Source organism: Vulgatibacter sp. (assembly GCF_041687135.1).
GTDB lineage: Bacteria > Myxococcota > Myxococcia > Myxococcales > Vulgatibacteraceae > JAWLCN01.
Genome location: NZ_JAWLCN010000002.1, coordinates 543,366 through 557,522 on the forward strand (window position 1 = coordinate 543,366; position 14,157 = coordinate 557,522).

Annotated in this window: 9 protein-coding genes; 3 read left to right on the forward strand and 6 right to left on the reverse strand. The window is 72.0% G+C overall.

The genetic code is table 11. From position 1 onward, the window contains the following. Positions 1-5: 5 nt before the first annotated feature. Positions 6-734 (reverse strand): RNA methyltransferase, encoded by a 729-nt coding sequence (locus ACESMR_RS06215; protein WP_373046006.1) that lies wholly within the window; start codon positions 732-734, stop codon positions 6-8. A 21-nt stretch (positions 735-755) separates the two neighbouring features. Between ACESMR_RS06215 and ACESMR_RS06220 the strand changes: the two genes are divergently transcribed. Then, positions 756-1,424: an endonuclease/exonuclease/phosphatase family protein gene (locus tag ACESMR_RS06220; protein ID WP_373046008.1), complete on the forward strand. Its 669-nt coding sequence runs from the start codon at positions 756-758 to the stop codon at positions 1,422-1,424. A gap of 53 nt (positions 1,425-1,477) precedes the next feature. Continuing rightward, positions 1,478-2,440: a phosphoribosylaminoimidazolesuccinocarboxamide synthase gene (locus ACESMR_RS06225; protein WP_373046010.1), complete on the forward strand. Its 963-nt coding sequence runs from the start codon at positions 1,478-1,480 to the stop codon at positions 2,438-2,440. Between the two features lie 64 nt (positions 2,441-2,504). Here the strand turns inward: ACESMR_RS06225 and ACESMR_RS06230 are convergent, their stop codons facing one another. Next, positions 2,505-6,212: a DUF4215 domain-containing protein gene (locus ACESMR_RS06230; protein WP_373046012.1), complete on the reverse strand. Its 3,708-nt coding sequence runs from the start codon at positions 6,210-6,212 to the stop codon at positions 2,505-2,507. A 58-nt stretch (positions 6,213-6,270) separates the two neighbouring features. Then, complete coding sequence (locus tag ACESMR_RS06235) at positions 6,271-10,026, reverse strand: DUF4215 domain-containing protein (protein WP_373046014.1); 3,756 nt, start codon at positions 10,024-10,026, stop codon at positions 6,271-6,273. A gap of 132 nt (positions 10,027-10,158) precedes the next feature. On the opposite strand from ACESMR_RS06235, the gene ACESMR_RS06240 reads away from it, so the two are divergent. Continuing rightward, complete coding sequence (locus tag ACESMR_RS06240) at positions 10,159-11,409, forward strand: DUF389 domain-containing protein (RefSeq protein WP_373046016.1); 1,251 nt, start codon at positions 10,159-10,161, stop codon at positions 11,407-11,409. A 1-nt stretch (position 11,410) separates the two neighbouring features. On the opposite strand, the gene ACESMR_RS06245 is transcribed toward ACESMR_RS06240, so the two are convergent. The 3 genes from ACESMR_RS06245 to nrfH are packed head-to-tail and all read right to left on the reverse strand — an operon-like array spanning position 11,411 to position 14,022. Next, on the reverse strand, positions 11,411-11,932 hold the full coding sequence (locus ACESMR_RS06245; RefSeq protein WP_373046019.1) for a GNAT family N-acetyltransferase: 522 nt from the start codon (positions 11,930-11,932) through the stop codon (positions 11,411-11,413). Between the two features lie 58 nt (positions 11,933-11,990). Beyond that, positions 11,991-13,499: an ammonia-forming cytochrome c nitrite reductase subunit c552 gene (locus ACESMR_RS06250; protein WP_373046021.1), complete on the reverse strand. Its 1,509-nt coding sequence runs from the start codon at positions 13,497-13,499 to the stop codon at positions 11,991-11,993. Positions 13,500-13,557: 58 nt separating this feature from the next. After that, positions 13,558-14,022, reverse strand: a complete 465-nt coding sequence (gene nrfH, locus ACESMR_RS06255; RefSeq protein ID WP_373046022.1) for a cytochrome c nitrite reductase small subunit — start codon at positions 14,020-14,022, stop codon at positions 13,558-13,560. Positions 14,023-14,157: the final 135 nt, after the last annotated feature.

Here is a 14,157-nt window from a genome sequence, read left to right on the forward strand (position 1 = left end):
GAAGCTCAAGGCCCCTTGCGCTGGGGCACCGGGACGAGGCTCCGCTGCACCTGCTTCACCGCTGCGGTGAGGAGCTCCACCTCGCGTTTGGTGGGCTCCCCGCGGACGAGGAGGCGGCGGAGCTCGGCGAGGATGAGGTGGGGTTGCTGCGGGTTGAGGAAGCCCGCGTCGAGCAGCATGGTCCGGGCGAAGTCCACCAGCCGATCGACCGATTCCCTGCTCGCCATCGTCGCCTGCTGGCGCGGCAGCCGCTCCTGCCGCTGCGCCACGTGGAGCTCGTAGCAGAGGATCGCCGCCGCCTGCGCCAGGTTGATCGAGGGCTGCTCCTCGTCGGTGTCGATCCGGCAGATCGCGTCACATCGATCGACGTCGGCGTCGGTGAGGCCGTGGTTCTCGCTGCCGAGGACCACGCAGACCGTGCCGCCTGCCTGGACCCGGCGGAAGGCCTCCTCCGCCATCTGCCTGGGTGAGAGCGCAGCGCGGCGGCGGATCACGCGGGAGGTGGTGCCGCAGACCCAGGTGAAGGGCGCCACCGCCTCCTCGAAGGTCCGCGCGATGTAGGCGTTTTCGACCACGCGCTCCGACTTCACCGCGGTGCGGGTGTCGAAGTGGTAGGTGGCGGGGTCGGCGATCACCATCCGGTCGAAGCCGAAGTTGACCATGGCACGGGCCACGCCGCCGACGTTGTCCGCGATCCGCGGCTTGTAGAGCACGATTCCGACATCGCCAGCCATTTCCCGTTATCCTCCGCGCCGATGCGCGTCGCGACCTACAACATCAAGCATGGCGGCCTCAAGGGGCCCGAGGCGATTGCCGGGGTGCTTTCTGCGATCGACGCCGATCTCGTCGGCCTGCAGGAGGTCGACGTCGGGGTGCGCCGCTCCGGCGGCATCGACGAGGCCGAGCTGCTCGCACGGCTCGCCGGCCGGGAGGTCGCCTTCGGCGCCGCCTTCCCCTACGAGGGCGGCCACTACGGCGTGGCCCTCCTCTCCCGCTGGCCGATCCGCTCCGTGGAGACGCTGCAGCTGCCCTCCCTCGCCGAGCAGCGGGCGCTGCTGGTGGCGGAGGTGGCGCATCCGGACGGCCTCGTCACCGCGGCGGTGACCCACTTCGGCCTCGATCCGGTGGAGCGGCTCCGGCAGGCCCGCACGGTGGCGGAGCGCCTGCGCGGCCTGCCCCGCGTGGTGCTCTTCGGCGATTTCAACGCCAGCTACAGCGAGCCCTCCCTCGCGATCCTCGCGGCGGAGCTGCGCGACAGCGCCACCAGCGCGGGCCTTTCGCCGCTGCGGAGCTATCCTGCAGACGCGCCCACCATCGGCATCGACCACATCCTCGTCGGCGGCGGCCTCGGCCAGCCGCTGCGGGTCGAGGCGGTCGGGGGCGATGCATCGGATCACCTTCCGGTCGTGGTCGATCTCGGGTAGAAGGCCCGCGAACCTCTGGTCCCAAGGGCTTCGATGCCCTTCGAGGAGTCGCCATGGTCGCCGACGACGTTCTCCACCAGCAGCTGCCCCAGACCCTTCGCGAAACGAACCTCCCCCTGCCCGGCAAGCGCCAGGGCAAGGTCCGTGACACCTACGACCTGGGTGACGAGATGCTCCTCGTCGCCACCGATCGCCTCTCGGCCTTCGACGTGGTGCTCACCACCGTGCCCTTCAAGGGCCAGATCCTGAACCAACTCGCCGCGTGGTGGTTCGAGCAGACGAAGGAAGTGGCCCCGAACCACGTGATCAGCCAGCCCGATCCCAACGCGCTCCTCGCCCGCAAATGCGAGCCGCTCCTGGTCGAGGTGGTGGTCCGCGGCTACATCACCGGCTCGCTCTGGCGCGATTACACCGCGGGCAAGGCCGGGGTCTACGGCATCGACTTCCCGAAGGATCTGAAGAAGGACCAGCCCTTCGCCGAGCCGATCATCACCCCCTCCACCAAGGAGACGGATCCCGGCAAGCACGACGAGCCGATCTCCTCCGCCGAGGTGGTGAGCCGCGGCCTCTGCCCCGCCGGCCTCTGGGAGGAGGTGCAGAAGCGCGCCATCGCCCTCTTCAAGCGCGGCCAGGAGCTCGCCCTGCAGCAGGGGCTGATCCTCGTCGACACGAAGTACGAGTTCGGCCTCTACAAGGGCGAGCTCCTCGTCATCGACGAGATCCACACGCCGGACTCCTCGCGGTATTGGGAGGCTTCCGAGTACCAGCAGCGCTTCGAGGCTGGCGAGGAGCAGCGGATGCTCGACAAGGAGAACATCCGCCAGTGGCTGATCAAGGAGCGCGGCTTCCAGGGCCACGGCACGCCGCCGGAGATCCCGGGCGACGTGCGCGTCGATCTCGCCCAGAAGTACGTGATGAACTACGAGCGGCTCACCGGCGAGGGCTTCCAGCCTGCGGCGGGTGATCCGACTTCGCGCCTCGAGGCGAACCTGCGCAAGGCGGGGATCCTGAAGTAGTCGATCCGCGTTGCTGCGAAACCGAGGCCCGCCGGCGGATGCGCCGCGCGGGCCTCGTTCGTTCCTACTCGGCGGCACAGCTCGCGCTGCAGCCGTCGCCGCTCGTGGTGTTGCCGTCGTCGCAGGCCTCGCCGGTGTCGACCGTTCCGTCGCCACAGCGGGCGGGCTGGCAATTGGTCCGGCAGCTGTCGGGCCGGACGTCGCTGTTGCCCGTCTCCAGCGGCGCGACCAGGGGATCGGTGCCGCCGGCCCAGCAGATGAGGCCGAAGTGCGGGTAGTAGGCCTGCCCGCAGATCGCCCCGGCGCCCCACCGCGGCAGCGCGAGCGCCGAGAAGCGGAGCTGGTTCGGCCCCGCCGCACCGGCAGGCGCCGCTCCCCAGCAGACCACGTCGTCGTTGAGACCGAGGGCGCAGGTGAGGTCTCCGCCTGCGTAAATCTCCTGGATGAATTGCGCAGGCGGCGTCGCCTGCCCTGCGGCGTCATCGCCCCAGCAGACCGGCGGGCCGCTGAAGGGATGGCTCGCGCAGGCGTGGCTGCGGCCGGCTGCCAGATGAGAGGCGAGGGTACCGGATGGCGGGCTCGCCTGCCCGGCGCCATTCTCGCCCCAGCACGAGACCTCGTCGGCGGCGCCGATGGCGCAGAGGTGACGATCGCCCGCGGCGAGACCGCGCCAGGTTCCCAGGGAAGGGGGCACGAAAGGCACGTCGCCCCAGCAGGAGATTCCCGTCCCGTTCGTCGGCCTGCCGCAGGTGAAGTCGCTGCCCGCCACCAGCTCCACGAAGGTGCCGGAGGGAGCGGTGGTCTGCCCGAGGTCACCGGCCCCCCAGCAGGAGACGCCGGTCGGCTGGGTGGCGCAGGCATGGCGCTGTCCCACGGCGAGGAGTTGGAACTGGCCGGCGGGGGGCGTGGCCTGGCCCGCGCCGTTCTCCCCCCAGCAGTCGAGATCGCCGCGGGGCGCCCGGACGCAAGCGAAAGCGTCACCCCAGCGGATCTCGGCGATCGAGGAGGCGCCATCGTCACAGCTCTCGTGGTCCTGTTGAACGATGCCGTCGCCGCAGTACGCGCGCTCGCCTGCGATGGACTCGCAGGTCTCGTCGCAAACGGTGCAGGCACTCACGCGCCCGTAGGGGCAGCGCTCGGTGATCGTGTTGCCGTCGTCGCACCCTTCGCCGCTGTCCCAGACGCCGTCGCCGCAGCTCGCGGGCTGGCAATCGGTCCTGCATGCGTCGGGCAGTACGTCGGAGTTGGTCGGCGAAACGGCTGCCGCCGACCCCCAGCAGCTCACCATGCCGTCGATCCCCAGGGCGCAGGAGCCGCCGGCGCCTGCGTCGACGGCGCGGTAGACACCGTCGGCGGTCTGCGGCGCCCACGGTCCCAGGCAGGTGGCGGAGCCGCTCCGGTCGAGGACACAGACGGTATCGCCCCACGCGGAGAGGGCCACCACCGGGAAGCCAAGGGTGTAGCCCGCGGCCTCCTGGCCCCAGCAGCTGAGCATCCCCTCGCCATCGATCGCGCAGCGCAGCGTGTCGCCGACGGCCACGGCGACGAAGGTGCCTGCAGGCGGCTCGAGATCCCGCGCGCCGGCGCCCCAGCAGGCGATCGCGCCGGCAGCGTCGAGGGCGCAGGCGCTCTCGTCGCCCACCGCCACCGCCGTCCACCCGCCGCCTGCGGGTGGCGGGTCGATCGTGCCCCAGCAATGGAGCGTCCCCTCGCCATCGAGGGCACACGCAGCGGCAGGTCCAGCAGCGAGGCCGTGGAAGCTTCCCTCCGGTGGGGCCGGAACGGCCCCCCAGCAGCGGATCGCGCCAGCCTCGTCGAGGGCGCAGCCGAAGTCGCTGCCCAACTCAATCTCTGCGAAGCTGCCTGTGGGCACGCCGGCGAGGGCCCCGTCACCCCAGCAGCGCAGCCTCCCGTCCTCGAGGATCCCGCAAGCGTGGGGACCGGCGGTGCTGACCACCCGGAACGCCCCGCTGCGCAGCCCGTCGTCGCAGGACTCGCCGGCGCCTGCGTCCACCAGGCCGTCACCGCAGCGGCTGGCCAGCCCCTCCACCAGCCTGCAGGTGGCGCCGCAGACGAGACAGCTCTGCCCGTAGCCGCAGTTGGGATCGGCGGGCCCGTCGTCGCAGGCCTCGAATCCGGGTTGGAGCACGCCGTCGCCGCAGCTGCCGAGCCTCGTGCAGATCGCGCTGCATCCGTTTCCATCGTCGACGGAGTTGCCGTCGTCGCACGCCTCCGCGGGATCGATCACGCCATCGCCACAGCGAGGGAGGCTGCAGTCGCTCCTGCAGGTGCCGGCGAGGCCGTCGGTGTTGCCGATCCCCGCGGCGTCGAGCGGCTCGCCCCCCCAGCAGATCGCACCGCCGGCTCCGATGCCGCAGATCCGGCCTGGAGCCACCTCGAGCCGCTCGAAGGGACCTGCCGGCGCCGGGATCCAGGGGGCGAGATCGCCCCAGCAGTGGGGTCGGCCGTCGTCGTCGAGAGCGCAGGCGAGGTCGCCAGCGGCGGCGAGCGCGTGCAGCCGTAGCTCCGGCGCGGCGAGCTGGCCGTTGCTGCCATCCCCCCAGCAGACCGCCCTTCCGTCGTCTGCCCCGAGCGCGCAGGCGTGGTGCGTTCCCGCGGCGATCTCCGCGAAGGTCCCGTCCGGCGCGTCGAGGACGCCGAAGGTCGAGGCGCCCCAGCAGAAGGCGTGGCCTGCAGGTGAGATCCCGCAGCTGAAGCCGTGGCCGGAGGCGAGGTGGCTCCAGCCGTAGCGGGCCGTGGGCAGCTCGGTGATCTGGCCCCAGCAGACGAGGAAGCCGTTGGGGCGGAGGCCGCAGCCGTGGCCCGGGCCCAGGGCAATCTCGCCCCAGACGCCCTCCGGCGGCGCGAGCAGCCCGACCCCGGCGGGATCGTCGCCCCAGCACCGGGCCGCACCCTCGCCGTCGATGGCGCAGGCGGCGCTGGGGCCGGCAGCGAGCCGCACCGCCCCCGCGGAGGCCTCGGCGGGAACCGCCGCCAGCGCCTCTCCGACGCAACGCACTTCGCCGCCCTCCGCCAGGAAGCAGCCGCCCGCCTCTGCGAGCGCCACGCCGGCGACGGCGAAGGCGCCGTCGTCGCAGGACTCGCCGGGATCGATCCTGCCGTCGCCGCAGAGCGGCAGCGTGCAGTCGGCGCGGCAGGCGGCGTCGAGCTGCGGCTCGCAGGCCTCGCCCGGATCGAGGATGCCGTCGCCGCACGCAGGCAGACTGCAATCGGCCCGGCAGGCGCCCGCGCCCGGTGGCTCGCAAGCCTCGTCCCCGTCGATCACGCCGTCGCCACAGCGTGGGAGCTGGCAGTCGAGGCGGCATGCATCGGGAGTGGTGTCGTCGTTCGCCTCGCCCTCGTCGCAGGCTTCGCCTGCATCGGCGTCCACCGCGCCGTCACCGCAGCGCCGCGCCACCTCGACGAGCTGGCAGGTGGCGTCACAGACGGAGCAGCGCTCGCCGTAGGCGCAGGATTCGGTCACCGCATTGCCGTCGTCACAGCCCTCGTGCAGCGGGTCGATGCGTTCGTCGCCGCAGCGGCTCGTCTCGCCCGGCACCAGCTCGCATGTCGCGCTGCAGACCGTGCAAGAGGCCTCGTTCCAACGACAGGTTTCCGTGCGCGTGTTGCCGTCGTCGCAGGCCTCGCCGGGAGCGAGGCGCCCGTCGCCGCAGACCTGCACGCCGAGACCGCGCTTCGGTACATCGAGACCGTCGCCGCACCCCGACGCGAGACCGAGGACCAGCACGAGCGGGAAGAGACGGACGAGCATCACGGCTCCTTTCGTGTCTTCGTTCTTTCTACCCCATGTGGAGGGAGCCGCTCCCCGATCATTCGACGGCACAGCTCGCGCTGCAGCCGTCGCCGCCCAGTGCATTGCCGTCGTCGCAGCTCTCGCCGGAATCGACCGTTCCGTCGCCGCAAGCCGGTGCGGCGCAGTCGGGGCGGCAGCTGTCGGGCACGTCGGCATTTCCTGCAGGCGCCGGGGCGCCGGTGATGCCGGTGCTACCCCAGCAGGCGAGATGGCCTGCCGTGCTGCCACGCTCGATCCCGCAGGTCCGGTCGTGGCCCCAGATCCCGGCGGCGAGGCGGTCGAGCAGCAGCGGCGGCGCGTCGAGGACGCCCTCGACGTTGGAGCCCCAGCACACCACGCCGGCAGGGCCCGCGGCGCAGCTGTGATCCCTGCCGGCGACCGGCACGCCGGTGGTGCCAGCGGGAACGGTCGACTGTCCCTGCGAATCGTCGCCCCAGCAGGTGATCGCGCCCCCGGCGCCGACGCTGCAGCTGTGGCGCGCGCCGGCGCTCACCAGGGAGGCGACGTGGCCCTGGGGCGGCGTGGCCTGGCCGTGCTCGTTCGCGCCCCAGCAGTGCACCTCGCCCGTTCGCCAGTCGGTGGCGCAGAGGTGGCGATCACCCGCAGCGATCGTTCCGTAGGTGCCGGCGGGAGCAGACGCCGGCACGTTGCCCCAGCAGTGGATCCCGAACCTGAGATCGAGGCCGCAGGTGAAATCGCGCCCAGCTGCCAGCGCGACGAACTGCCCGGCGGGCGGTGTCGCCTGCCCGCTCTCGTTGCGGCCCCAGCAGTCGACTTCGTAGGTCTGCCAGCGGATCGCGCAGGCGTGGTGCGCGCCCACCGCGAGCTCGCGGAAGGTGAGGTTGGCAGGGGGCGAGGACTGCCCCCACGTGTCGTCGCCCCAGCAGAAGGCGGCGCCGCGCAGGGCGCAGAGGAAGCCATCGCCCCTGCCCACGCGGGTGACGAGGCGCTCGCCCTCGTCGCAGGCCTCGCCCCCGGCGGCATCGATCACGCCGTCGCCGCAGAAGGAGACCGTGGCGCCGTCGGCCCAGCTGCAGGTGGCGTCGCAGACGGAGCAGTAGCGCTCGCCGTAGGGGCAGCTCTCGTGCTCGAGGTTGCCGTCGTCACAGCTCTCGCCGTCGTCGCGAACGCCGTCGCCGCAGGTCGCGGGCTGGCAATCGGTGCGACAGGCGTCGGGCCGCACGTCGTCGTTGGCTGGCGGGAGGAAGCCGCCGCCGGCGAAACACTCCACCCTGCCGTCGGGGCGCAGCCCGCAGACGGCGGCAGGTGCCGCAGCGAGGCTCGCCCAGCGCCCAGCCGGCGCGGTCAGACCGGTGGCGCCGAAGCAGGTCCCCTCGCCCCTTCCGTCGAGCACGCAGCTCGCATCTCCCGAGGCGATCACCGAGGAGAAGAAGCCCGGCGGCAACCGCGGCGGCTCCTCCCCTTGCCAATGCCCGCCCCAGCAGTGGAGCTGGCCGTTGCGATCGAGGCCGCAGAGGTGCGCGGTCCCGATCGCGACCTGCACCAGCGACGCGGGCGGCGGCGCTTCGGGAAGGGGACCGCCCCAGCAGTGCAGCGTCCCGTCGACGCGCAGGCCGCATGCCTTCGCGCCGCTCGCCGCGACGAAGCGCCAGTCGGCGCCGTCGGGGCGTGCCCGCGGTCCCGCCCGATCCCAGCAGCCCAGCGCCCCACCCTGCTCCACGCCGCAGACGAAGTCGTCGCCGGCGTCGATCGAGACGAAGCGCGCAGCCGGTGAGGGGAAGGGGCCGGCGGCAGCGGTGCCGAAACATTCGACCGTGCCGTCCGCAGCCAGGGCGCAGGCGAAGTCGCGCCCGACGTGAACCTCGGTGAAGGCGCCCGGGGGCTCCTCGATCGTCCCCACCAGGAGCCCCCAGCAGCGCACCCTGCCGTCGCCGCGAATCCCGCAAGCGAAGTTCGCCCCGAGATCGAGCTGGAGATGGGCCACCGCCCCGTCGCCGTCGTCGCACCCCTCCGGCGGATCGATCCTGCCGTCGCCGCAAAACGAGGTGCTCCCCGGCCCCTCGACGCATGCCGCGGTGCAGACGGTGCACCGCTCGCCATACGCACAGACCTCGGTGACCGCGTTGCCGTCGTCGCAGCCCTCCACCGCCTCCTGCAGCACGCCGTCACCGCAGAAGCCGGTGCGGACGCAGGTGGCGCTGCAACCGTTGCCGTCGTCGGTGGTGTTGCCGTCGTCGCAGTCTTCGCCGGCGTCGATCACGCCGTCGCCGCAGCGGGGCACGCTGCAGTCTGCCCTGCAGACGGCGCCGCTCCCGTCGCTGTTGGTGGGCAGGTCGAGCGATGCGCCGGGTGCGCAGTGCACCGCGCCGTCTCGGTCGAAGGCGCAGCGCTCGCCCTGGACGAGGCCGACGAAGGGCACCGGCGCCGCAGGGACGCGGTCGACACGCTCGCCCCAGCAGCGGACGCTGCCGGCCTCGGTGAGGCCGCAGCTCCAGCCTTCGCCCACCGAGAGCTGCAGCATCGGCTCCGCCGGCGCGTCGCTCACCTGCAGCGCGCGGTCGTCGCCCCAGCAGACCGGATGGCGATCGCTCTTGCGCAGGGCGCAGACGTGGGTCGGCGCGGCGGCCAGATCGACCACCCAGATCCCGGGCGACTGGAGCTCGCCGAGGGAATCGCCGCCCCAGCAGGACATCGGACCATTCGGCGCGCGCACGCAGGCGAAACCATCGCCTGCGACGACCTCGGCGGCAGCACCTGCAGGGCGTTGGGTGCCGGGGAGGTGGCCCCAGCACACGAGGCGATCCCGGTAGTCGATCGCACACGCGTGGAGCGAGCCGGCGGCGACGCTGGTGAAGACACCCGGCGGCGGCAAGAGGGGGCTCGAGGCGAGGGGCGAGAGCAAAGGCTCGTTGCCCCAGCAGATGATCGCCTGCTCCTGGTCGATCGCACAGGCGAAGCCCTCGCCCACCGCGAGATCGCGCGCCGGCGCGTCCTGCAGCGCCGCCGGGATCTGCCGCAGCGCCGCGAAGGGGCCCCAGCAGTGGATGGCGCCGTCGACGGAGAGCGCGCAGCCCGCGGCGCCGCGGGCCTCCGCCTTCGCCACCGGCCAGGGCCCCGCGTCGCAGGCCTCCGCCCGATCGTGGATCCCGTCGCCGCAGGCGGGGAGGCTGCAGTCGGTGCGGCAGGCGTCGGGGCGGTCGGCATTCGCAGCGCCCTCGTCGCAGGCTTCGTCGGGGTCGAGCCTGCCGTCCCCGCAGCGCTCCAGGGTGCAGTCGGCGCGGCACCCCCCCGCTCCCGGTGGATCACATTCCTCGTGGACACCGGTAATGCCGTCGCCGCAGGTGGGCGCCCGGCAATCGCTCCTGCAAGTGGCGGAGCGATCGTCGTTCGCCGCCCCCTCGTCGCAGACCTCGCCGTCGGCCTCGTCGACGACCCCGTCGCCGCAGTGGCGCCTGGGCAGCTGCGCGAGGTTGCAGCTCGCGTCGCAGACGGTGCAGGCGGCGCCGTAGGCACAGCCCTCGGTCACGGCGTTGCCGTCGTCGCAGCCCTCGTGCATCGGATCGAGCACGCCGTCCCCGCAGAGGCTCGCGACGCCGGGGACCTCGCGGCATGCGGCGTCGCAGACCGTGCACGCCGTCTCGCCGTACGGACAGCCCTCGGTGCGGGCGTTGCCGTCGTCACAATCCTCACCGCGCTCGAGCGCGCCGTTGCCGCAAAGCTGCAGGCCCAGCCCCTTCTTCGGCGCATCCAACCCCCCGTCGCAGGCGGTGAAGAGCGCGAGAAGCAGAAGCAGGAAGGCACGCAAGGACATCGGCACGTCTCGCAAGGCAGAGGCGGGGCCGACGATAGCCCCTTCCCGAGGGGATGTCCCGGCAGCACGGGGTGGATCACCCCGGTGGGCCCTGGCGGGCGCGGTGCCTACCTTGGCCGCCGGAGGCCAGGCATGCGGCAGGTGATCGTCCAGGTCGAGGCGGGGCGTGGCGGGCAGGTCCAGCGGCTCGCCGCCGCCCGCGGCGCAACCAACCAGGCGTGCTGGGCGGCGGAGGGCGCAGACGGGCCCTGCGACGTGGTGCTCCTCCACCTTCCCAACCACGAAGTGGGACCGCTCATCGATGCGCTCGACGAAGCGATCGGGGGCGCGCGCGTGAGCCTTCTCCCCCAGGGCGCCTTCGCGCTGCGCCCCCCGCCGGACGAGGCGCCGCAGCAGGTCCTCGACGTGCAGCCGCGCAGCCCCCTCGAGATCTTCCTCTCCGGCCTGCAGAGCGTCGGGAGCTGGAAGGGCTTCCTCGGCTTCGCCGCTGCCGCGGGGGCGGTGGTCTGGCTCGGCCTGCTCACCGGCACCTGGTACCTGCTCACCGCGGCGATGCTCATTGCGCCCTTCGCCTCGCCGGCGATGAACGCTGCAGTGGCTGCAGCCCGTGGCGACGGAAGCCTGTTGCTGCGGAGCCTCGGTCGCTACGCTGCGAGCCTCGCCACCACCATCGGCGTGGGGATGCTGCTCACCTGGGTCATCGGGCCGGAGGCGCCGACCGAGATGATGCGGCGCACCGCCTCGATCTCGAATGCGACCGCGCTGTTGCCGCTGGTCGCCGGCGCTGCAGGCGCGCTCCACCTCGCGCAATCGGAGCGCAGCAGCCTCGTCAGCGCCGCCGGCACCGGCATGCTCGTCGCCGCCTCCCTCGCCCCGCCCGCCGGCGTGGTGGCGATGGGCCTCGTCCTCGGCGAGTGGATCCTGGTGCGCAGCGGCTTCTTCCTCCTGCTGCTGCAAATTGCCGGGATTCAACTCGCCGGCGCGCTCGTCTTCCGGCTCGTCGGCCTCTCGGCGAAGGGCGCCCGCTTCCCCGCCGGCAGAAAGGCGCTGGTGCCGATCGCGTTCGTCGGGGCGGCAGCCGCCTTCACCGCCCTGCTCTTCTGGCAGCTCGGCGATCCACCGGCCCTGCAGCGCGCCAGCGTGGTCTCCACCGCGCAATCCCTCGTCGCCAGGGAGCTGCGCGGAGCCGATGTACCCGTGCTGCTCGAGACCCGGATCCGTTTTCCCCAATCGGGCGGCGCGGGCAACCGGCTCCTCACCGACGTCTGGGTGCTGGCGGGGCCCGACGAAGCGCCGGGGCTCGAGGAGCGGATCGCCGCGCTGCTGCGCCGCGAGCTGGACGGCGTGCAGCCGCTGGTGCAGGTGCATCGCCTCCAGCCTTGAATCAAGGCCGCCATTCCTCGCGGAGCAGGCCCCAGTGGACCAGGTCCTCGGGCACGCCGAAGCGCAGCACGTGGCGCCGCAGCGTGCCCTCGTGCCGCATGCCGAGCTTCTCGAGGACGTGTCCCGAGGCGGGGTTGCGCCCGAGGTGGCTCGCCCAGATCCGCCGCAGGCCGAGGTCGAGGAAGCCGCGGCGGATCACCGCGCGGCCCGCCTCGGTGGCATAGCCCTTTCCCCAATGCTGCAGACCGAGCCAATAGCCCAGCTCGGCCTGCGCGTTGGCCTCGTCGCGGTGGAGCCCGATGCTGCCCACCAGCGTGCCGCCGCTGGTGATCGCGAAGACCCGCTGGTGCGACGGATCGATCGACCCGATCCAGGCTGCAGCCATCCCCGCCTCGAAGGGGAAGGGAATGTCGGCGGTGGCGCCGGCGACCTCCCGCGCCGCGACCAGGCGCTGCACCTGCGGCGCGTCGGCGGGGGTGAGGGGCCGGAGGACGAGGCGATCGGTCGCGAGGATCGTTTCCATCGCCATCGGTCCAAAGCACGAACGCCGCCAGGGGGCCAGCGGCGTTCGTCGCGGTCTGCTACTGCGCAGGCGTCGTCGGGGTGGCGGCGCCGGGCTGCGTGGGCTGAGGCTGCCCCGGCGGCGAGGGCGGCGGCACACCCTCCGGCGCCTGCGGCACCGAGCCGGGCGGCGGGAGCTTCGCGCCCACCTGCTGCAGCGCCACCTGGCCCTGCCGCGCATAGTCGATCGACTCGCCGAGGATGCGCACCGCCTCCTGCGGCGCGTGGAAGCCCATCGAGTTCTCGGCCTCGACGAAGTCGAGGTAGAACTGCGACTTCCGCTGCATCTGCCAGGCGTCGGCGAGCTGCTCGTCGGCGAGCCCCTGCTCGCGGGCTGCCTCGATCCCGGTGATCAGCTCCACCAGCGCGTCCATGGCGCGGTTGCGCATGTCGAAGGTCCGGGTCTGCAGCGTGATCGCGCGCTCCATCAGCTCCTGCTCCGAGGTGCGGTGGCAGGTCTGGCAGGCGCGGTTGATGTTGAGGAGCGGGCTGCGGACGTGGTGGTCGCTGACCTTGAGCGCGCCGACGCGCTCGTAGGGCATGTGGCAGTCGGCGCAGGCGACGCCGGCGCGAGCGTGGGTGCCCTGGTTGAAGGTTTCGAACTCGGGATGCTGCGCCTTGAGCACCGGCGCGCCGGTGTCGGCGTGCACCCAATCCCGGAAACCCTCCTCCTGGTAGTAGGCGTAGATGTCGTCGATCCGCAGGCCCTTGTGCCAGGGATAGGTGAGCCGCTTCTCGGGACCACGGAAGTAGTACTCGACGTGGCACTGGCCGCAGACGTAGGTCCGCATCTCCTGGCGGCTGGCGTCGCGGTTCACGTCGTAGTTCTCGTGGCCCTGGAGCTTCTTCACCCGGGCGATGCCTTCCATGAAGGCCGGCCGCGTCACCCGCAGCTGCATCGTGTCGGGGTCGTGGCAATCGATGCAGGCGACCGGATGCTCGGCGAGCTTCGCCGCCTCCTGGTAGGGCATCTGGTTGATCTTCTCGAAGCCCGCGACGAGGTCGCCGTCGCCGAGCTCCTTGTAGATGGTGTACGTCGAAGCGTGGCAGTTGATGCAGGTGCCCGGCTGCTTCGTGTGCTGCTGCCGCTCGGTGTAGAGCTGGTCGAGGAACATGTAGGCGTGGCCGCGTTCCTCGCGGAAATCGGTGGAGAAGGCGTAACCCGCCCACATCGTCTTGAGCCGCGGATCCTCCTCGAGGCGCGAGTTGGCCACGATCGAGCGGGGATCGGCGTCGGTGGGGGTGCGGGGGACCGCCTCGCTTCCGCCGTAGCGGGTGCGCACCTGATCCACGGTGCGCCGGTAGCTGTCGTATTGCAGGGGGAAGTTCTTGCCCCAGACCGCGGGGTCGACCGTGTCGTCGGTGATTTCGACGACGCGGAAGAAGGGGTCCTGCGCCTCCTGCTTGCGCTCGAAGATGTTGACGAGCAGCGCCGCCACCGCAGCGGTGACGACCGCCGCCGCGATCGCCACGAGCAGGACGGTTCGGGCACGAAAACGGCGGGGGGATTCGGCGTCCGGGTGGCTCATCGGTCCTCGCTTCTTCCTTTGGTCGATCGACGGGTGGCGTGCCGGATCCGGAGGGTGGTTACCGCGAGGGATGGCCCACGGAGCCGTGGCAGCGGATGCAGGAGAGCGGCTCCCTGCCGCCGGCGCCGGCGTCCATCGCGTGCACGAGGTCGCCGTGGCAATGCCTGCAGGTCGCCTCGGTCACCTCGCGGTTGTCCTTCGTGATCCGAATCGGCTCTTTGAACGTGCCGGTGGTGAAGTAGTACGAGTGCCAGAAGCCGTTCTTGGCCTTGACCATGTACTTGCCCACGGTGTCGTGGGGCGTGTGGCAGTCGTTGCAGCCGGCGACGGCGCGGTGGCTCGACTTGATCCAGCCGCTGTACTGCTCCTCCATCACGTGGCAGTTGGCGCAGGCCGACGGATCGTCGAGCAGGTACGAATAACCGCGCGCGTAGGCGAAGGTGTACAGCCCCAGGCCGACCGCGAGCCCGACGAGGACGGCGAGCCCCAGGCTCGAGAGGAGGATGGTCCTGCGACGGATCATGGGGCCCTAGATCGGATCTTCGGGGCGAACCAGCAAGGGGTTTCCCGCCGCGAAGGTGGAGCAGCAGGTCGGTTGCCCAACAAAAAACGGCCCGCGCCGCGAGGGCGCAGGCCGCTTTCGCCTGGCAGCAGCGCT